This window comes from Pelomonas nitida (assembly GCF_043555975.1).
GTDB lineage: Bacteria > Pseudomonadota > Gammaproteobacteria > Burkholderiales > Burkholderiaceae_C > Pelomonas > Pelomonas nitida.
The window spans coordinates 1-17,801 of sequence record NZ_JBIGIA010000034.1 but is presented as its reverse complement, the minus strand read 5'-3'; the positions used below and the strand labels follow the sequence as shown (position 1 = coordinate 17,801).

The window sequence follows — 17,801 nt, the reverse complement described above, 5'->3', positions numbered from 1 at the left end:
GTGGCACCGTGGTGACCGGTCGCGTCGAGCGCGGCATCATCAAGGTCGGCGAAGAAATCGAAATCGTCGGTATCCGCGAAGTCCAGAAGACCACGGTCACGGGCGTCGAAATGTTCCGCAAGCTGCTGGACCAAGGTCAAGCAGGCGACAACGTCGGCATCCTGCTGCGCGGCACCAAGCGCGAAGACGTCGAGCGTGGCCAAGTGCTGGCCAAGCCGGGCACGATCAAGCCGCACACCCACTTCACGGCCGAAATCTACGTGCTGTCGAAGGAAGAGGGCGGCCGTCACACCCCGTTCTTCAACAACTACCGTCCCCAGTTCTACTTCCGCACGACGGACGTGACCGGTGCCGTGGAGCTGCCGAAGGACAAGGAAATGGTCATGCCTGGCGACAACGTCGGCATCACCGTGAAGCTGATCGCTCCGATCGCGATGGAAACCGGTCTGCGTTTCGCCATCCGTGAAGGCGGCCGTACCGTCGGTTCGGGCGTCGTCGCCACGATCCTCGAGTAATCACTGCGTGACCGTGTGCCGGGCGGCTGCCGCCCGGTGCTCACCTCGCTCTTTAAGGAACAGTCATGCAAAAGCAAAAGATCCGCATCCGCCTGAAGGCGTTTGATTACAAGCTGATCGACCAGTCGGCCCTCGAAATCGTCGAGACCGCCAAGCGCACCGGCGCCATCGTCAAGGGCCCGGTGCCCCTGCCGACCCGCCTCGAGCGTTTCGACATCCTGCGTTCGCCGCACGTCAACAAGACCAGCCGCGACCAGTTCGAAATCCGCACGCACCAGCGCCTGATGGACATCGTCGATCCGACCGACAAGACGGTCGACGCGCTGATGAAGCTCGACCTGCCCGCCGGCGTCGACGTCGAAATCAAGCTGCAGTAATCGCGGGCCTTTCGAGGTCTGAGGTACTCGGGCCCCGGCCCTGCTTCGGCAGGCCGGGGCTTTGTCATTTGCAGGGAGTGGGGTGGGGCGCTTGCATCTGGGCGAGGCCTCAAGCTATACTCGCCAGCTTTTCCGGGTTGGCTCACGCCTGCTCGGATATTCGCGCAGTGCTTCTTCGGAGGTTCTGCACAGGTCAGCCCGGCCAATCGCTGTCGGGTGTTCGCAATAGCTTCGGTCGTGAGAGCGGTCGGGGCTGGAGAAAAACATGAGTCTGAGCAACCGTCTCGGTTTGCTGGGCCGCAAGGTGGGCATGATGCGCATCTTCACGGACGATGGCGATGCCATTCCCGTGACGGTGCTGGACGTGTCCAACAACCGCGTGACCCAGGTCAAGACCCAAGAGACCGACGGCTATAGCGCCATCCAGGTGGCGTTCGGTTCGCGCAAAGCTTCGCGCGTGACCAAGCCTGAAGCCGGCCACCTTGCCAAGGCAGGTGTCGAAGCCGGTGAAATCCTCAAGGAATTCCGCGTCGAAGCCGACGTCGCCGCCCAGTACCAAGCTGGCGCGACCGTTCCGGTGACGCTGTTCGCCACGGGCCAGCTGGTCGACGTGCAAGGCACGTCCATCGGTAAGGGCTACGCCGGCACCATCAAGCGCCACAACTTCAGCTCGCAGCGCGCGTCGCACGGTAACAGCCGTTCGCACAACGTGCCGGGCTCGATCTCCATGGCGCAAGACCCGGGCCGCGTGTTCCCGGGCAAGAAGATGACCGGCCACATGGGCGACGAAACCGTCACGACCCAAAACCTCGACATCGTGCGCGTGGACGAAGCCCGTTCGCTGCTGCTGGTGCGTGGTGCGGTGCCGGGCGCCAAGAACGGCCACGTGGTCGTCCGCCCCGCCGTCAAGGTCAAGATCAAGAAGGGAGCCAACTGATGCAGCTCGAGCTCCTGAACGAGCAGGGTCAGGCCACGTCCAAGGTTGACGCGCCCGACACCATCTTCGCTCGCGACTACAACGAAGCCCTGGTGCACCAGGTGGTCGTGGCCTTCCAGGCCAACGCACGCCAAGGCACCCGCGCCCAGAAGGACCGTGAACAGGTCCACCACTCGACCAAGAAGCCTTTCCGCCAGAAGGGCACCGGCCGCGCTCGCGCCGGTATGACCTCGTCGCCGCTGTGGCGCGGGGGCGGTCGCATCTTCCCGAACCTGCCTGACGAGAACTTCTCGCACAAGCTGAACAAGAAGATGTACCGCGCCGGCATGGCTGCGATCCTGTCGCAGCTGGCCCGTGAAGGCCGCCTGGCTGTCGTGGATTCGATCTCGGTCGAAGCCCCGAAGACCAAGCTGCTGGCCGCCAAGTTCAAGGCCATGGGCCTGGACTCGGTGATGGTCATCGCCGACACCGTGGACGACAACCTGCTGCTGGCCTCGCGCAACCTGGCCAACGTGCTGGTCGTCGAGCCGCGCTACGCCGACCCCCTGTCGCTGGTCTTCTACAAGAAGGTGCTGGTGACCAAGGCTGCGGTCGAGCAACTCAAGGAGATGCTGGCATGAGCGCCCCCAAGTTTGCTGAAGGCCGTCTGGCCTCCGTGCTGCTCGCGCCCATCGTGTCCGAAAAGGCCACGCAAGTCGCCGAGAAGCACAACCAGGTGCTGTTCAAGGTCCTGCGCGACGCCACCAAGCCCGAGATCAAGGCCGCTGTTGAACTGATGTTCAAGGTCGAGGTCGAGTCGGTCAGCGTGGTCAACGTCAAGGGCAAGACCAAGCGCTTCGGTGGCCGCGCCGGCCGCCGTGACCACGTCAAGAAGGCCTATGTGGCCCTCAAGGCTGGTCAAGAGCTCAATTTCTCCGGGGAGGCCGCGTAAATGGCCATCGTCAAAGTCAAGCCGACGTCGCCCGGCCGCCGTGGTGTCGTCAAGGTGGTGCACAAGCACCTCCACAAGGGCGCGCCCGAGGCGTCGCTGCTGGAGCCCCAGAAGCAGAAGTCTGGCCGTAACAACAACGGTCACATCACGATGCGCCACAAGGGCGGTGGTCACAAGCACCACTACCGTGTCGTGGACTTCAAGCGCAACAAGGATGGCATCCCCGCGAAGGTCGAGACCATCGAGTACGACCCGAACCGTACGGCCCACATCGCGCTGGTGTGCTACGCCGACGGCGAGCGTCGCTACGTGATCGCTCCGCGCGGTCTGGAAGTGGGTTCGACCATCTTGAGCGGCTCGGAAGCGCCGATCAAGGCCGGCAACACGCTGCCCATCCGCAACATCCCGGTGGGTTCGACCATCCACTGCGTCGAGCTGCAACCCGGCAAGGGTGCCCAGATGATCCGTTCGGCCGGCGCTTCCGCTGTCCTGATGGCTCGTGAAGGTGTCTACGCTCAGGTCCGTCTGCGCTCCGGCGAAGTTCGCCGCGTGCATATCGACTGCCGCGCCACCATCGGTGAAGTGAGCAACGAAGAGCACAGCCTGCGTCAATACGGCAAGGCCGGCGCGATCCGCTGGAAGGGCATCCGCCCGACCGTTCGTGGCGTCGCCATGAACCCGGTGGATCACCCGCACGGCGGCGGCGAAGGCCGCACCGGCGAAGGCCAGGTCCCCGTGTCGCCTTGGAACACGATGACCAAGGGCTATCGCACTCGCAACAACAAGCGCACGCAGACTTTCATCGTCTCGCGTCGCAAGAAGTAAGGGCTAGGCCATGACTCGTTCGCTGAAGAAGGGCCCCTTCGTTGACCACCACCTGCAGGCCAAGGTCGACAAGGCGGTTGCCAACAAGGACAAGAAGCCCATCAAGACCTGGTCGCGTCGCTCGACGATCCTGCCCGAGTTCATCGGTCTGACGATCGCCGTGCACAACGGCAAGCAGCACGTGCCGGTCTATGTGTCTGACCAGATGGTCGGCCACAAGCTGGGTGAATTCGCACTGACCCGCACCTTCAAGGGCCACCCGGCCGACAAGAAGGCCGGGAAGAAGTAAGGACTAGAGACGATGGAAACCAAAGCAATCGTCCGTGGCGTCCGCCTGTCGTGTGACAAGGGCCGCCTCGTGGCCGACATGATCCGTGGCAAGAAGGTGGATCAGGCCCTCAACATCCTGACCTTCACCCAGAAGAAGGCAGCCGTGATCATCAAGAAGGCGCTGGAAAGCGCCATCGCCAACGCCGAGCACAACGACGGCGCTGACATCGATGATCTCAAGGTCACCTCGATCTACGTCGAGCAGGGTGCCACGCTGAAGCGCTTCTCCGCCCGCGCCAAGGGCCGCGGCAATCGCATCAGCAAGCCCACTTGCCACATCTTCGTGGCCGTCGGCAACTAAGGCGCAAGGAAGACTATGGGACAGAAAATCCATCCGGTTGGCTTCCGCCTTCCTGTCACCCGTAACTGGGCTTCGCGCTGGTACGCGAACAACCAGAACTTCGCCAGCATGCTGGCCGAGGATCTGCAGGTTCGTGACTACCTGAAGGGCAAGCTCAAGAACGCCGCCGTCTCGCGCATCCTGATCGAGCGCCCCGCCAAGAACGCCCGCATCACGATTTTCTCGGCTCGTCCGGGCGTCGTGATCGGCAAGAAGGGTGAGGACATCGAGAACCTGAAGGCCGAACTGACCAAGCGTCTGGGCGTGCCGGTCGCGGTCAACATCGAAGAAGTGCGCAAGCCTGAAGTCGATGCTCAGCTGATCGCCGACTCGATCACCCAGCAGCTCGAGAAGCGCATCATGTTCCGCCGCGCCATGAAGCGCGCGATGCAGAACGCCATGCGTCTGGGTGCCCAGGGCATCAAGATCATGAGCGCGGGTCGCCTGAACGGCATCGAAATCGCTCGTACCGAGTGGTATCGCGAAGGTCGTGTGCCCCTGCACACCCTGAAGGCCGACATCGACTACGGCTTCTCTGAAGCCAAGACCACCTACGGCGTCATCGGCGTCAAGGTGTGGGTCTACCGCGGTGACCGCCTGGCCAACGGCGAGGCTCCCGTCATCAACACCCCCGCTGGCGCCGAAGACGATCGTCGCCCGCGCCGTAACGCCCGTCCGGGCGCTCCCGGTGGCCGTGGCCGCCCGGGTGGCGACCGTGGCCCGCGTGACGGAGCAGACCAGCCCGCTGCCGGCGCCCCCACGGGTGACGCAGCCAAGCCCGCTGGCAAGCGCGTGATCCGCAAGGCTCCCGCTGCCGGTGAGGCCAAAGGAGAATAAGCATGCTGCAACCTAATCGTCGCAAGTACCGCAAGGAACAGAAGGGCCGCAACACCGGTGTTGCGACCCGCGGTGCTGCGGTGTCTTTCGGTGACTTCGGCCTGAAGGCCACGGAGCGCGGCCGTCTGACGGCCCGCCAGATCGAAGCGGCTCGCCGCGCGATCTCGCGCCACATCAAGCGTGGCGGCCGGATCTTCATCCGCATCTTCCCGGACAAGCCCATCTCGCAAAAGCCTGCCGAAGTCCGTATGGGTAACGGTAAGGGCAACCCGGAGTACTACGTGGCTGAGATCCAGCCCGGCAAGGTGCTCTACGAGATCAACGGCGTGCCCGAAACGCTGGCTCGCGAAGCGTTCACGCTGGCTGCTGCCAAGCTGCCCCTGCGTTGCACCTTCGTGGCCCGCCAGGTCGGTACCTGAGGAAGGACACCATGAAAGCATCTGAACTCCGTGCCAAGGACGTCGCTGCCCTCGAAAAGGAAGTGACCGATCTGCTGAAGGCGCACTTCAAGCTGCGTATGCAGAAGGGCACCCAGCAGCTGACGAACCACAGCGACCTGGGCAAGACTCGCCGCGACATCGCTCGTGCCAAGACCATCCTGGCCGAGAAGAAGAAGGAGGCCACGAAATGACTGAGGCCCAAACCAAGAACGTGCGCACCCTGGTCGGCAAGGTCGTCAGCGACGCCCGCGCCAAGACCGTGACCGTGCTCGTCGAGCGCCGTGCCAAGCACGAGCTCTACGGCAAGATCGTTGCCCGTTCGCGCAAGTACCACGCGCATGACGAGAACAACGAGTACAAGGTCGGCGACGTTGTCGAGATCAGCGAGACCCGTCCGGTCTCCAAGACCAAGGCTTGGGCGGTGACCCGCCTGGTCGAGAAGGCCCAGCTGGTCTAAGGTCTTCACCCAGTCACGCGACTGCCGAAGCCGGCGCACCGGGAAACTGGTGCGCCGGTTTTTCTTTTTCCATCCTCAGGGGAACACATGATCCAAGTGGGCGACAAGCTGCCGGCAGGCAGCCTCCAGGAATTCATCGAAGTCGAGGGCGAGGGCTGCAGCCTCGGCCCCAATAGCTTCGACATCGAGAAGGCGACCGCAGGCAAGACGATCGCGATCTTCGCGCTGCCCGGCGCTTTCACGCCGACCTGCTCCGCGCAACATGTGCCGGGCTATGTGCAGAAGGCTGACGAGCTGAAGGCGGCCGGTGTCGACGAAATCTGGTGCGTTTCCGTCAACGACGCCTTCGTGATGGGCGCCTGGGGGCGCGAACAGAAGACGGGTGGCAAGGTCCGCATGATGGCTGACGGCAGTGCAGCCTTCACGCAAGCGGTTGGCCTGGTGCTGGACCTGACGGCCAAGGGCTTTGGTGTGCGTTCGCAGCGCTACTCGATGCTCGTCAAGGACGGCGTCGTGAAGACGCTGAACATCGAGGCCGCCGGCAAGTTCGAGGTCAGCGACGCCGCGACCATGCTGGCTCAGGCGCGCGGCTGATCCGCGCGCGTAGAAAAGTTTGGCGCGACTATTGACGCCCGGGTGGGCGTCAATGCATAATGCGCAGCTTCGCCGAACGCTAGGCACGTGAGCAAACTCGCTCCAGCCGCCTGGCTTCGGATCCGCCCTCAACCGTTGGGCAGCGCTGGCGAGAGCCGCGCTGACTGACATACGGGCCCAAGACTGACCGACGCGTCTGGCTGCAAGGCAAGGCAACTCGGGGCAAGTTGGGGACAGACATGATCCAAATGCAATCGCGGCTTGATGTCGCGGACAACACTGGCGCGAAGTCCGTTCAGTGCATCAAGGTGCTGGGCGGCTCCAAGCGCCGCTATGCGCACATTGGCGACATCATCAAGGTCAGCATCAAGGAAGCTGCGCCGCGTGGTCGCGTGAAGAAGGGCGAGGTCTACAGCGCCGTGGTGGTTCGTACCGCCAAGGGCGTTCGTCGCCAGGACGGCTCGCTCGTCAAGTTCGACGGCAATGCCGCCGTGCTGCTCAATGCCAAGCTGGAGCCGATCGGCACCCGCATCTTCGGCCCCGTGACGCGTGAACTGCGTACCGAGCGCTTCATGAAGATCGTGTCGCTGGCGCCCGAGGTGCTTTGAGCCCCCACTGTCTGAGGTAAGCCATGAACAAGATCCGTACCGGCGACCAGGTCATCGTGTTGACCGGCCGCGACAAGGGTAAGCGCGGCACCGTGACCGCGCGCACTGACGCCGACCACGTGGTGGTCGATGGTGTCAATGTCGTCAAGAAGCACGTCAAGCCCAACCCCATGAAGGGCACCACCGGCGGCGTCGTCGACAAGACCATGCCCATCCATCAATCCAACGTGGCGATCTTCAACGCCGCTTCCGGCAAGGCCGATCGCGTGGGCGTCAAGCTCGTCGACGGCAAGCGGGTGCGCGTGTTCAAGTCGACCGGCGAAGAGATCAAGGCTTAAGGGGTTCGACATGGCTCGTCTTCAAACGCAATACCGCGAAAAAATCGTGCCCGCCTTGACCGAGAAGTTCGGCTACAAGTCGATCATGGAGGTGCCGCGCATCACCAAGATCACGCTGAACATGGGCGTGAGCGAGGCTGTCGCCGACAAGAAGGTCATGGACCACGCCGTGGGCGACCTGACCAAGATCGCCGGCCAGAAGCCCGTCGTGACCAAGTCGAAGAAGGCTATCGCCGGCTTCAAGATCCGCGACAACGTGCCCATCGGTGCGATGGTGACGCTGCGCGGTGTCCAGATGTACGAATTCCTGGACCGTTTCGTGACGATCGCGCTGCCGCGCGTTCGCGACTTCCGTGGTATCTCCGGTCGCTCGTTCGACGGCCGTGGCAACTACAACATCGGCGTCAAAGAGCAAATCATCTTCCCCGAGATCGAGTACGACAAGGTGGATGCTCTGCGTGGTCTGAACATCAGCATCACGACGACCGCCAAGACGGACGACGAAGCCAAGGCTCTGCTGGCTGCGTTCAAGTTTCCGTTCAAGAACTGAGGTGACCCGTGGCAAAACTCTCGATCAAACAACGTGAGCTGAAGCGCGAAGCGCTGGTCGCCAAGTTCGCCAAGAAGTACGCGGAACTGAAGGCCATCATCGACGACAGCAAGAAGTCCGAGGAAGAGCGCTACGCCGCTCGCCTCGAGCTGCAAAAGCTGCCCCGCAATGCCTACCCCACTCGTCTGCGCAATCGCTGCGAGCTGACCGGTCGTCCGCGTGGCACCTTCCGCAAGTTCGGCCTGGCCCGTAACAAGATCCGTGAACTGGCCTTCAAGGGCGACATCCCCGGTGTCGTCAAGGCCAGCTGGTAATCGGCTGATAGGAGAAATCGCAAATGAGCATGAGTGATCCCATCGCCGATATGCTGACCCGCATCCGCAACGCGCAAATCGTCGAGAAGACGAGCGTTGCCATGCCGTCGTCCAAGCTGAAGGTGGCGATTGCCAAGGTCCTGAAGGACGAAGGCTATATCGACGACTTCGCCGTCCGTGGCGAAGCTGCCCGTCCGGAGCTGGAAATCTCGCTGAAGTACTACGCTGGCCGTCCGGTCATCGAACGTATCGAGCGCGTCAGCCGCCCCGGCCTGCGTATCTACAAGGGCCGCCACGACATTCCTCAGGTCATGAACGGCCTGGGCGTGGCGATTGTGACGACCCCGCAAGGCGTCATGACGGACCGCAAGGCCCGCGCTGCCGGTATCGGCGGCGAGGTGCTCTGCTACGTCGCCTAAGCGAAGGAGTAGGAACAATGTCCCGCGTTGGAAAAATGCCGGTCAACGTCCCGCAAGGCGTGGACGTGACCATCGGCGCTGAAGCCATCAGCGTCAAGGGCTCGCTCGGCACGCTGGTGCGTCCGGCGAACAAGCTCGTCACCGTCAAGAATGAAGCCGGCAAGCTGAGCTTCGCGCCCGTCAACGAATCGGCCGAAGCCGATGCGATGAGCGGCACGATGCGTGCGCTGGTGGCCAACATGGTCAACGGCGTCAGCAAGGGCTTCGAGAAGAAGCTGAACCTGGTGGGCGTGGGTTTCCGCGCTCAAGCCCAGGGCCAGAAGCTCAACCTGCAGATCGGTTTCTCTCACCCCGTGGTGAAGGACATGCCGGCCGGCATCAAGGTCGAGTGCCCGACTCAGACGGAAATCATCATCAAGGGCGCTGACCGCCAAGTCGTCGGCCAGATCGCCGCCGAGGTGCGCGCCTTCCGTCCGCCTGAGCCCTACAAGGGCAAGGGCATCCGTTATTCGGATGAGAAGGTCTCCCTCAAAGAGACCAAGAAGAAGTAAGGAGCAGCGCCATGATGACCAAGAAAGAACAACGCCTGCGTCGTTCGCGCCAGACCCGCGCTCGCATTGCGATCCAGCGCGTGGCCCGTCTGACGGTGTTCCGCTCCAACCTGCACATCTACGCCCAAGTCATCTCCGAAGATGGCGGTCAGGTGTTGGCCGCAGCTTCTTCTTCCGAGAAGGAAGTGCGCGAGCAGCTGGCGAACGGCGGCAACGTCGCCGCCGCTGCCTTCATCGGCAAGCGCATCGCCGAGAAGGCCAAGGCTGCTGGCGTCGAGAAGGTTGCTTTCGACCGCTCGGGCTTCGCCTACCACGGCCGTGTCAAGGCACTGGCCGAAGCAGCCCGCGAAGCCGGTCTGCAGTTCTGACGCATAGGAATACGAAATGGCAAAGTTTCAACCCCGCGGCGCGCAGGCTGAAGGCAACGACGACGGCCTGAAGGAAAAGATGATCGCGGTCAACCGCGTCACGAAGGTGGTGAAGGGCGGCCGTACGCTGTCGTTCGCTGCTCTGACGGTGGTCGGCGACGGTGATGGCCGTATCGGCATGGGCAAGGGCAAGGCCAAGGAAGTTCCGGTGGCCGTGCAGAAGGCCATGGAATCGGCCCGCCGCAACATGATCAAGGTCCAGCTGAAGAACGGCACCATCCATCACAACGTGGTGGGTGAGCACGGCGCAGCGCACGTCATCATGGCGCCGGCTCCTGCCGGTACCGGCGTGATCGCTGGCGGCCCGATGCGCGCTGTCTTCGAAGTGATGGGCGTGACCGACATCGTGACGAAGAGCCACGGTTCGACGAACCCGTACAACATGGTCCGCGCCACGCTGGACGCGCTGAAGCGTTCCACCACGGCGTCGGAAGTCGCTGCCAAGCGCGGCAAGACGGTTGAAGAACTCTTCAACTGATCGCCACAGCGGAGCACAAGATGTCTGACAAGAAAACCGTGACGGTCAAGCTGGTGCGTAGCCCCATCGGCTGCCGCGCCTCGCACCGTGCCACCGTGGTCGGCCTGGGTCTGCGCAAGCTGAACAGCCAGTCCACGCTGGAAGACACGCCCGCCGTGCGCGGCATGATCAACAAGATCGCCTATCTGGTGCAGGTGCTGTAAGCGCCGCGCACATCGAGGACAAGACGATGGAACTCAACACGATCAAGCCCGCAGAGGGCGCCAAGCATGCCAAGCGCCGTGTCGGCCGCGGCATCGGCTCGGGCCTGGGCAAGACCGCCGGTCGCGGTCACAAGGGTCAGAAGTCCCGTTCGGGCGGCTACCACAAGGTCGGCTTCGAAGGCGGTCAAATGCCGCTGCAGCGCCGCCTGCCCAAGCGTGGCTTCAAGTCGCTGACGCTGAAGTACAACGCCGAAATCACGCTGACCGACCTGCAAGGTCTGGCCGGTGACGAGATCGACGTGTCGACGCTCAAGGCTGTCGGGCTCGTGCCTCAGCTGACCAAGTCGGTCAAGGTCATCCTGGCTGGCAAGATCGAACGCAAGGTCACGCTCAAGGGCGTGAACGCCACGAAGGGCGCCAAGGCGGCCATCGAGGCAGCGGGCGGCTCGGTCGCCTGATCGGCAACCACAGGAACTGACCCAGCGTGGCTACCAACGCGAATCAGCTCGCCAAGAGTGGCAAGTTCGGTGACCTGCGTCGTCGGCTTGTCTTCCTGCTTCTGGCTTTGGTCGTCTACCGCATCGGGGCGCACATCCCGGTGCCGGGCATCGATCCGAATCAGCTGGCCCAATTTTTCAAGGGCCAGGCCGGTGGCATCCTGAGCCTGTTCAACATGTTCTCGGGCGGGGCGCTGTCGCGCTTCACCGTGTTCGCGTTGGGCATCACGCCGTACATTTCGGCTTCCATCGTGCTGCAGCTCATGACCTATGTGGTCCCGGCGCTGGAGCAGCTGAAGAAGGAAGGCGAGGCGGGACGTCGCAAGATCACCCAGTACACCCGCTATGCCACGCTCGGCCTGGCACTGTTCCAGAGCCTGTCGATTGCGCTGGCGCTGGAGGGTTCTGCGGGTCTGGTGCTGAATCCTGGCTTTGGCTTCCGTCTCACGGCGGTGTCGAGCCTGGTGGCTGGCACGATGTTCCTGATGTGGCTGGGTGAGCAGATCACGGAACGCGGTCTCGGCAACGGCATCTCGATCCTGATCTTCGGCGGTATCGCGGCGGGCTTGCCTGGTGCGATCGGTGGGCTCTTCGAGCTGGTGCGTACCGGTGCGATGGGTTACGGCTCGGCGCTGGTGGTGATCTCGCTGGTGGTGGCGGTGACTTACGCGGTCGTCTTCGTCGAACGCGGTCAGCGCAAGATTCTGGTGAACTACGCCAAGCGCCAGGTCGGCAACAAGGTTTATGGTGGCCAGTCGTCGCACCTGCCCTTGAAGCTGAACATGTCGGGCGTGATCCCACCGATCTTCGCGTCGTCCATCATCCTGCTGCCGACAACGGTGGTGAGCTGGTTTGCGACGGGTGACGGCCTGCGCTGGCTGAAGGACCTGGCGGGCATGATCAGCCCGGGACAACCGATCTACGTCTTGCTGTATTCGGCGGCGATCGTGTTCTTCTGCTTCTTCTACACGGCACTGGTGTTCAACAGCCGTGAGACGGCGGACAACCTGAAGAAGAGCGGGGCGTTCATTCCGGGTATTCGCCCGGGTGAGCAGACGGCCAAGCACATCGACAAGATCCTCTCGCGGCTGACGCTGGCTGGTGCGATCTACATCACGCTGGTCTGCCTGCTGCCGGAGTTCCTGACCTTGAAGTACAACGTGCCGTTCTACTTCGGTGGTACGTCCCTGTTGATCATCGTGGTTGTGACGATGGACTTCTGGGCTCAGGTGCAGAGCTACATCATGAGTCAGCAGTACGAATCGCTGCTGAAGAAGGCCAGCTTCAAGCCCAATTAGGTTTGAAGCTGTACATGGGAAGAATTTGATTTAACCCACACGAAGCGCAGACATGTCGAAAGACGACGTCATCCAGATGCAGGGTGAGATTCTTGAGAACCTCCCCAACGCAACGTTTCGTGTGAAGTTAGAGAACGGGCATGTCGTTCTCGGTCATATCTCCGGAAAGATGCGGATGCACTACATCCGCATCCTGCCCGGTGACAAAGTGACCGTAGAGCTGACGCCCTACGATTTGAGTCGTGCTCGCATCGTGTTCCGGGCGAAGTGAGCTGTTTGAACCCCCGGGAACGCGTCTAGAGCGCAGAAGAAGTTAGGCCAAGGAGCAGACCATGAAAGTTTCGGCATCCGTGAAGCAGATGTGCCGCAATTGCAAGATCATCCGCCGCAAGGGTGTGGTGCGCGTGATCTGCACCGACCCGCGCCACAAGCAGCGCCAGGGCTGATCCCCAGGTAGCGCACGACAGGACTAGAGGACAACCATGGCACGTATTGCTGGTATCAACATTCCGCCGCAAAAGCACACTGAGATCGGCCTGACCTCGATCTACGGCATTGGCCGTACGACGGCTCAGAAGATCTGCACGAGCTGCGGCATTCCGTTCGACAAGAAGGTCAAGGACCTCACCGACGGCGATCTGGAAAAGATCCGTGACGAGGTCAACAAGCTGACCATCGAAGGTGACCTGCGCCGTGAGCAGTCCATCAACATCAAGCGTCTGATGGACCTGGGCTGCTACCGTGGTTTCCGTCACCGCCGTGGCCTGCCGATGCGCGGCCAGCGTACCCGCACGAATGCCCGCACCCGCAAGGGTCCGCGCAAGTCGGCTGCGACCGGCAAGAAGTAAGCTGCCCGAACTGAAAGAAGGTCAATATGGCAAAGGCTCCCAACAATTCGGCGGCTCAACGCGTTCGCAAGAAGGTCCGCAAGAACGTCGCTGACGGCATCGCGCACGTCCACGCTTCGTTCAACAACACCATCATCACCATCACCGACCGCCAAGGCGGCGCCCTGTCTTGGGCTTCGTCGGGTGGCCAGGGCTTCAAGGGTTCGCGCAAGTCGACTCCCTTCGCAGCTCAGGTGGCTGCTGAGGTGGCGGGTCGCGCTGCTCAAGAGCAGGGCATCAAGAACCTCGACGTCAAGATCAAGGGCCCCGGCCCGGGTCGCGAATCTTCGGTGCGTGCACTGGCCGCACTGGGCATCCGCATCAACTCGATCTCCGACGTGACGCCTGTGCCGCACAACGGCTGCCGTCCGCAAAAGCGCCGCCGCATCTAAGGTTGCGCCATCTCTGGTTGACAGAGATATTGCAGATTCGGATGGCGGTGCGATAATCGCTCGTTTTCCCGGAGCCGGCGGGCACTTTGGTGCCGCGCCGGCTTCAGTTTTGAGCCGAACTCATTGCAGAACGGCTCGTAAGCCCACCGTCCAAGCCCAAAACAACACTGGCTGGACTCGCGTCAGGCTCCCCCTGGCGTCAGATTGAACAAGGACACGCAAAGTGGCACGTTACCTCGGCCCCAAGGGCAAACTTTCCCGCCGCGAAGGCACTGACCTCTACCTGAAGAGCGCCCGCCGCGCCATCAGCGACAAGGTCAAGTTCGACAGCAAGCCTGGCCAGCACGGCCGCACGTCGGGCCAGCGCACCAGCGACTTCGGCCTGCAACTGCGCGAAAAGCAGAAGGTCAAGCGCATGTACGGCGTGCTGGAGCGTCAGTTCCGCCGCTACTTCGCTGAAGCCGAGCGCCGCAAGGGCTCGACCGGCGTGAACCTGCTGCAGCTGCTGGAATCGCGTCTGGACAACGTCGTCTACCGCATGGGCTTCGGCTCCACCCGCGCTGAAGCACGCCAGCTGGTGTCGCACAAGGGCATCGTCGTGAACGGCGAGGTCGTCAACATCGCTTCCTACATGGTCAAGGCTGGTGACACCGTCGCCGTGCGCGAAAAGGCCAAGAAGCAGCTGCGCGTGACCGAGTCGTTCAAGCTGGCCGAGTCCATCGGCCTGCCGGCTTGGGTGGCCGTCGACGGCACCAAGCTGGAGGGCGTGTTCAAGAAGGCTCCGGACCGCGACGAGTTCGGCGCTGAAATCAACGAATCGCTGATCGTCGAGTTGTACTCGCGTTGATCGTTCCCCCCGCCGACCACGCCTGCAAGGGCGCGGTCGGCGTTTCCTCGTCCGGGCTTATCTGCCCCTCGAAGGCTCTGCCCGGCTGGTCCTCAGCCTTATCGGTGTAACGAACCGAGGGTATTGAAAGAAAGACCTCATGCAAACCAACTTGCTCAAACCCAAGTCCATCAACGTGGAGCCCCTGGGCGGTCATCGCGCCAAGGTCACGCTGGAGCCGTTCGAACGCGGCTACGGTCACACCCTGGGCAATGCCCTGCGCCGTGTGCTGCTCTCGTCGATGGTGGGTTATGCGCCGACGGAAGTGACGATTGCCGGCGTGCTGCACGAGTACTCGGCCATCGATGGCGTGCAAGAGGACGTGGTTCACATCATGCTGAACCTCAAGGGCGTTGTTTTCCGCCTGCACAACCGTGAAGAAGTGACCCTGGTCCTGCGCAAGGAAGGCGAAGGCCCAGTCACCGCGGCTGACATCCAGACCCCGCACGACGTCGAGATCATCAACCCCGATCACGTCATCGCCCACCTGTCGCAAGGCGGCAAGCTGGACATGCAGATCAAGGTTGAAAAGGGCCGCGGCTACGTGCCCGGCACGATGCGCCGCTTCGGCGACGAGCCGACCAAGAGCATTGGCCGCATCGTCCTGGACGCGTCGTTCAGCCCGGTCAAGCGCGTCAGCTACGCCGTCGAAAACGCCCGCGTCGAGCAGCGCACCGACCTGGACAAGCTGGTCATGGAAATCGAAACCAACGGCGCCATCTCGCCCGAGGAAGCGATCCGTGCCTCCGCCAAGATCCTGGTTGAGCAACTGGCCGTCTTCGCCCAGCTGCAAGGCACCGACCTGGTCGACGCCTTCGATCAGCCGGCTCAGCGCTCCAGCAGCTTCGATCCGATCCTGCTGCGCCCGGTCGACGAGCTCGAACTGACGGTGCGTTCGGCCAACTGCCTGAAGGCCGAGAACATTTACTACATCGGCGACCTGATCCAGCGCACCGAGACCGAGCTGCTGAAGACCCCGAACCTGGGTCGCAAGTCGCTCAACGAAATCAAGGAAGTGCTGGCTTCGCGCGGCCTGACGCTGGGCGCCCGCCTGGAAAACTGGCCGCCGCAAGGGCTGGACAAGCGTTAATTTTTTGAAGGGTGGCGCGCTGACCAACGCCACCCGGTGCACCCGGCAGTACCTGACACGGCTGCCGGCATTAATGAAGTGAAAGGAAAAGCACCATGCGTCACCGTAACGGCCTCCGCAAACTCAACCGCACCAGCGCCCACCGCGCTGCCATGCTGCGCAACATGTGCGTTTCGCTGCTCGAGCACGAAGCCATCAAGACCACGGTCCCCAAGGCCAAGGAACTGCGCCGCGTTGTTGAGCCCCTGATCACGCTCGCCAAGGAACCCACGCTGGCCAACCGCCGCCTGGCTTTCGACCGCCTGCGCGACCGCGACATCGTCACCAAGCTGTTCAACGTGCTGGGCCCGCGCTTCGCGGCTCGTCCGGGCGGCTACACCCGCATCCTGAAGATGGGCTTCCGCGTCGGCGACAACGCCCCCATGGCTTTCGTTGAACTGGTGGATCGCGCCGAAGGCGAAACCACCGGCGAAGCCGCCGAATAAGTTCAGCGCCCGCTGATCTCCAGAGCCCGCCTCGAGCGGGCTTTTTTGCGTCCTTTTGGTAGGCGTCCGGCAAAGTCATCTTGAACGAGGGGGCGCCCACGACAAGGATGCTGTCCACTTAACGATAGGTGGACGCGATGACAAGCGACAAGAAGACGAGGCGGCGGTACAGCGAGGCGCAGAAGGCGCAGGTGCTGGCTGAGTGTGACGAGCCGGGCGCGTCGGTCGCCAAAGTCGCGATGGCCTACGGCATCAATGCCAACATCGTCCACCGCTGGAGGCTGCTGTCTCGGGACGAGGCTTCTGCCGGTCCCGCCAAGGCAAGTGGGTTCGTGGCACTGTCGCTTCCGGCGCCTGCGGTGCCCAACGCCGTAGCGGCTGATGTCCGAGTCGAGCTCAGGCGCGGACCCGTCGTGATCACCGTCACTTGGCCGGTCAGCGCGGCGGCAGAGCTTGCCGCCTGGACCCGCGAGTTGTTGCGGTGATTCGCATCGACGCCGTGTGGCTGGCGGTCGAGCCGCTTGACATGCGCGCCGGCACCGAGGCCGCCCTGCGACGCGTGGTGGCCGTGTTCGGTGCCGCACGGCCCCACCACGCCTACCTATTCGCCAACCGCCGCGCCAACCGGATGAAGGTGCTCGTGCATGACGGCATCGGCGTGTGGCTGGCCGCTCGTCGCTTGAACGCCGGCCGCTTCGTGTGGCCACGCGACGTGACCGGCACGTTGAACCTGAACCGCGCCCAGTTCGACGCCCTGGTGCTGGGCCTGCCCTGGCAGCACGTCGGCGAGGCCGGCGTCATCACGCTGCTGTAGCTCTGAGTCCATTGCGGCATCTGCCGATGGGCAGCTCGGTCTGCGCCGGGCAACATCACATCTCGTGATTGCCGATGACCTCGACACGCTCGATGCCCAGCAACTGCGCGACGCCCTGAGGGCCGCTCGCGCCGAGGCCGCGTTCAAGCAGGCCATCATCGACAAGCTCACTCACGAGAACGCCATCCTCAAGCGGCTGAAGTTTGCCGCGCACAGCGAGCGCTTCAGCGCCGAGCAGAAGAGTTTGCTGGACGAGACGCTGGACAGCGACCTGGCGGCCGTAGCCGCCGAGATTGAAGCGCTGCAGCCCAGTCGGGCCGCTGGCGAGCGGCAGCCGCCGCGTCGCGAGAAGCTGCCGCCGCACCTGCCGCGCCGCGACGTGCGCCATGAACCCGAGAGCACGACCTGCGGCTGCGGCCAGGCCATGCAGCGCATCGGCGAGGACGTCGCCGAGAAGCTGGACTACCAGCCGGGCGTCTTCACGGTGGAGCGCCACATCCGCGGCAAGTGGGTGTGCAAGTGCTGTGAGCGCATCGTGCAGGCGCCGGTCGCGCCGCACATCATCGACAAGGGGCTGCCCACGGCCGGCCTCCTGGCCCAGGTGCTGGTGGCCAAGTACCTCGACCACCTGCCGTTGTACCGGCAGGAAGCCATCTTCGAGCGAGCCGGCCACGCCATCTCGCGCTCCACGCTGGCGCAGTGGGTTGGAGAGTGCGGCGTTCAATTGCAGCCGCTCGTCGACGCGCTGACCGCCGAACTGCTGCGCCAGCCGGTGCTGCACGCCGACGAGACGCCGGTGGCCATGCTCAAGCCTGCTGGGCAGCGCGACGGCAAGACCCACCGCGCCTACCTGTGGAGCTACTGCAGCACGCAGTCCAGCTCGCTGCAGGCGGTCGTCTTCGACTTCGCCGACAGCCGTGGCGGCCAGCACGCCCGTGACTTCCTCGGGTTGCCCGGAACGCCGGGAAAGCCGGCATGGC

34 protein-coding genes are annotated in these 17,801 nt (G+C 63.2%); all 34 read left to right on the top strand.

Annotated elements, in window-relative coordinates; all coding sequences use genetic code 11:
* A partial coding sequence (locus ACG00X_RS23845) for an EF-Tu C-terminal domain-related protein (RefSeq protein WP_394492296.1) occupies positions 1 to 515 on the top strand: 515 nt, incomplete at its 5' end.
* Between the two features lie 65 nt (positions 516 to 580).
* Positions 581 to 892, top strand: coding sequence for a 30S ribosomal protein S10 (rpsJ, locus tag ACG00X_RS23840; protein ID WP_132576760.1), 312 nt, complete (start codon positions 581 to 583; stop codon positions 890 to 892).
* A gap of 265 nt (positions 893 to 1,157) precedes the next feature.
* A complete protein-coding gene (gene rplC / locus ACG00X_RS23835; RefSeq protein WP_394492294.1) occupies positions 1,158 to 1,829 on the top strand; it encodes a 50S ribosomal protein L3 in 672 nt (223 codons plus the stop codon).
* Positions 1,829 to 2,449, top strand: coding sequence for a 50S ribosomal protein L4 (gene rplD, locus ACG00X_RS23830; protein ID WP_394492292.1), 621 nt, complete (start codon positions 1,829 to 1,831; stop codon positions 2,447 to 2,449). The genes rplC and rplD overlap by 1 nt, the downstream gene beginning before the upstream one ends.
* Entirely contained in the window at positions 2,446 to 2,760 is a 315-nt protein-coding gene (gene rplW / locus ACG00X_RS23825; RefSeq protein WP_394492290.1) for a 50S ribosomal protein L23, read from the top strand. Before rplD ends, rplW begins: the two co-directional genes overlap by 4 nt.
* On the top strand, positions 2,761 to 3,585 hold the full coding sequence (gene rplB, locus ACG00X_RS23820; RefSeq protein ID WP_394492287.1) for a 50S ribosomal protein L2: 825 nt from the start codon (positions 2,761 to 2,763) through the stop codon (positions 3,583 to 3,585).
* A gap of 10 nt (positions 3,586 to 3,595) precedes the next feature.
* Complete coding sequence (gene rpsS / locus ACG00X_RS23815) at positions 3,596 to 3,874, top strand: 30S ribosomal protein S19 (protein ID WP_088484478.1); 279 nt, start codon at positions 3,596 to 3,598, stop codon at positions 3,872 to 3,874.
* Between the two features lie 12 nt (positions 3,875 to 3,886).
* On the top strand, positions 3,887 to 4,216 hold the full coding sequence (gene rplV, locus ACG00X_RS23810) for a 50S ribosomal protein L22 (RefSeq protein WP_394492285.1): 330 nt from the start codon (positions 3,887 to 3,889) through the stop codon (positions 4,214 to 4,216).
* A gap of 15 nt (positions 4,217 to 4,231) precedes the next feature.
* A complete protein-coding gene (rpsC, locus tag ACG00X_RS23805) occupies positions 4,232 to 5,092 on the top strand; it encodes a 30S ribosomal protein S3 (RefSeq protein ID WP_394492283.1) in 861 nt (286 codons plus the stop codon).
* 2 nt (positions 5,093 to 5,094) lie between these two features.
* Positions 5,095 to 5,511 (top strand): 50S ribosomal protein L16, encoded by a 417-nt coding sequence (gene rplP, locus ACG00X_RS23800; protein ID WP_268169250.1) that lies wholly within the window; start codon positions 5,095 to 5,097, stop codon positions 5,509 to 5,511.
* 11 nt (positions 5,512 to 5,522) lie between these two features.
* Positions 5,523 to 5,723: a 50S ribosomal protein L29 gene (rpmC, locus tag ACG00X_RS23795; protein ID WP_394492281.1), complete on the top strand. Its 201-nt coding sequence runs from the start codon at positions 5,523 to 5,525 to the stop codon at positions 5,721 to 5,723.
* Positions 5,720 to 5,989, top strand: a complete 270-nt coding sequence (gene rpsQ, locus ACG00X_RS23790) for a 30S ribosomal protein S17 (RefSeq protein ID WP_394492279.1) — start codon at positions 5,720 to 5,722, stop codon at positions 5,987 to 5,989. The genes rpmC and rpsQ overlap by 4 nt, the downstream gene beginning before the upstream one ends.
* Positions 5,990 to 6,076: 87 nt before the next feature.
* Positions 6,077 to 6,583 (top strand): peroxiredoxin, encoded by a 507-nt coding sequence (locus ACG00X_RS23785; RefSeq protein WP_394492277.1) that lies wholly within the window; start codon positions 6,077 to 6,079, stop codon positions 6,581 to 6,583.
* Between the two features lie 239 nt (positions 6,584 to 6,822).
* On the top strand, positions 6,823 to 7,191 hold the full coding sequence (gene rplN / locus ACG00X_RS23780; RefSeq protein ID WP_056194233.1) for a 50S ribosomal protein L14: 369 nt from the start codon (positions 6,823 to 6,825) through the stop codon (positions 7,189 to 7,191).
* A 23-nt stretch (positions 7,192 to 7,214) separates the two neighbouring features.
* Positions 7,215 to 7,529 carry a 50S ribosomal protein L24 gene (gene rplX, locus ACG00X_RS23775; protein ID WP_394492275.1) on the top strand — a complete coding sequence of 105 codons (315 nt, stop codon included), beginning with the start codon at positions 7,215 to 7,217 and terminating at the stop codon, positions 7,527 to 7,529.
* 10 nt (positions 7,530 to 7,539) lie between these two features.
* Positions 7,540 to 8,079, top strand: coding sequence for a 50S ribosomal protein L5 (rplE, locus tag ACG00X_RS23770; protein WP_394492273.1), 540 nt, complete (start codon positions 7,540 to 7,542; stop codon positions 8,077 to 8,079).
* A gap of 8 nt (positions 8,080 to 8,087) precedes the next feature.
* Positions 8,088 to 8,393, top strand: coding sequence for a 30S ribosomal protein S14 (gene rpsN, locus ACG00X_RS23765; protein ID WP_233374013.1), 306 nt, complete (start codon positions 8,088 to 8,090; stop codon positions 8,391 to 8,393).
* 23 nt (positions 8,394 to 8,416) lie between these two features.
* Entirely contained in the window at positions 8,417 to 8,812 is a 396-nt protein-coding gene (gene rpsH / locus ACG00X_RS23760) for a 30S ribosomal protein S8 (protein ID WP_088484489.1), read from the top strand.
* A 17-nt stretch (positions 8,813 to 8,829) separates the two neighbouring features.
* Positions 8,830 to 9,363, top strand: a complete 534-nt coding sequence (gene rplF, locus ACG00X_RS23755; RefSeq protein ID WP_394492270.1) for a 50S ribosomal protein L6 — start codon at positions 8,830 to 8,832, stop codon at positions 9,361 to 9,363.
* A gap of 11 nt (positions 9,364 to 9,374) precedes the next feature.
* Positions 9,375 to 9,731, top strand: coding sequence for a 50S ribosomal protein L18 (rplR, locus tag ACG00X_RS23750; protein ID WP_394492268.1), 357 nt, complete (start codon positions 9,375 to 9,377; stop codon positions 9,729 to 9,731).
* Between the two features lie 16 nt (positions 9,732 to 9,747).
* Positions 9,748 to 10,269: a 30S ribosomal protein S5 gene (gene rpsE / locus ACG00X_RS23745; RefSeq protein WP_394492266.1), complete on the top strand. Its 522-nt coding sequence runs from the start codon at positions 9,748 to 9,750 to the stop codon at positions 10,267 to 10,269.
* 20 nt (positions 10,270 to 10,289) lie between these two features.
* The gene (gene rpmD / locus ACG00X_RS23740; RefSeq protein ID WP_056877725.1) at positions 10,290 to 10,472 is read left to right on the top strand and encodes a 50S ribosomal protein L30; all 183 of its coding nucleotides are present in this window, start codon (positions 10,290 to 10,292) and stop codon (positions 10,470 to 10,472) included.
* Positions 10,473 to 10,498: 26 nt separating this feature from the next.
* Positions 10,499 to 10,930 carry a 50S ribosomal protein L15 gene (gene rplO / locus ACG00X_RS23735; RefSeq protein ID WP_394492264.1) on the top strand — a complete coding sequence of 144 codons (432 nt, stop codon included), beginning with the start codon at positions 10,499 to 10,501 and terminating at the stop codon, positions 10,928 to 10,930.
* Positions 10,931 to 10,956: 26 nt separating this feature from the next.
* Positions 10,957 to 12,267, top strand: a complete 1,311-nt coding sequence (gene secY, locus ACG00X_RS23730; RefSeq protein ID WP_394492262.1) for a preprotein translocase subunit SecY — start codon at positions 10,957 to 10,959, stop codon at positions 12,265 to 12,267.
* A 52-nt stretch (positions 12,268 to 12,319) separates the two neighbouring features.
* Entirely contained in the window at positions 12,320 to 12,538 is a 219-nt protein-coding gene (infA, locus tag ACG00X_RS23725; protein WP_011830996.1) for a translation initiation factor IF-1, read from the top strand.
* 61 nt (positions 12,539 to 12,599) lie between these two features.
* Positions 12,600 to 12,713 (top strand): 50S ribosomal protein L36, encoded by a 114-nt coding sequence (rpmJ, locus tag ACG00X_RS23720; protein WP_056194202.1) that lies wholly within the window; start codon positions 12,600 to 12,602, stop codon positions 12,711 to 12,713.
* A 36-nt stretch (positions 12,714 to 12,749) separates the two neighbouring features.
* Positions 12,750 to 13,115: a 30S ribosomal protein S13 gene (rpsM, locus tag ACG00X_RS23715; RefSeq protein ID WP_293501461.1), complete on the top strand. Its 366-nt coding sequence runs from the start codon at positions 12,750 to 12,752 to the stop codon at positions 13,113 to 13,115.
* Between the two features lie 26 nt (positions 13,116 to 13,141).
* Positions 13,142 to 13,546 carry a 30S ribosomal protein S11 gene (rpsK, locus tag ACG00X_RS23710; protein ID WP_056194196.1) on the top strand — a complete coding sequence of 135 codons (405 nt, stop codon included), beginning with the start codon at positions 13,142 to 13,144 and terminating at the stop codon, positions 13,544 to 13,546.
* A gap of 223 nt (positions 13,547 to 13,769) precedes the next feature.
* On the top strand, positions 13,770 to 14,393 hold the full coding sequence (gene rpsD, locus ACG00X_RS23705; protein WP_394492259.1) for a 30S ribosomal protein S4: 624 nt from the start codon (positions 13,770 to 13,772) through the stop codon (positions 14,391 to 14,393).
* 139 nt (positions 14,394 to 14,532) lie between these two features.
* Entirely contained in the window at positions 14,533 to 15,522 is a 990-nt protein-coding gene (locus tag ACG00X_RS23700) for a DNA-directed RNA polymerase subunit alpha (RefSeq protein WP_077036441.1), read from the top strand.
* 95 nt (positions 15,523 to 15,617) lie between these two features.
* Positions 15,618 to 16,007 carry a 50S ribosomal protein L17 gene (rplQ, locus tag ACG00X_RS23695; RefSeq protein WP_394492256.1) on the top strand — a complete coding sequence of 130 codons (390 nt, stop codon included), beginning with the start codon at positions 15,618 to 15,620 and terminating at the stop codon, positions 16,005 to 16,007.
* Between the two features lie 137 nt (positions 16,008 to 16,144).
* Positions 16,145 to 16,492, top strand: coding sequence for an IS66-like element accessory protein TnpA (tnpA, locus tag ACG00X_RS23690; RefSeq protein ID WP_394492254.1), 348 nt, complete (start codon positions 16,145 to 16,147; stop codon positions 16,490 to 16,492).
* On the top strand, positions 16,489 to 16,821 hold the full coding sequence (gene tnpB / locus ACG00X_RS23685) for an IS66 family insertion sequence element accessory protein TnpB (RefSeq protein ID WP_394492252.1): 333 nt from the start codon (positions 16,489 to 16,491) through the stop codon (positions 16,819 to 16,821). Before tnpA ends, tnpB begins: the two co-directional genes overlap by 4 nt.
* Before the next feature lie 103 nt (positions 16,822 to 16,924).
* A partial coding sequence (tnpC, locus tag ACG00X_RS23680; protein WP_394492298.1) for an IS66 family transposase occupies positions 16,925 to 17,801 on the top strand: 877 nt, incomplete at its 3' end.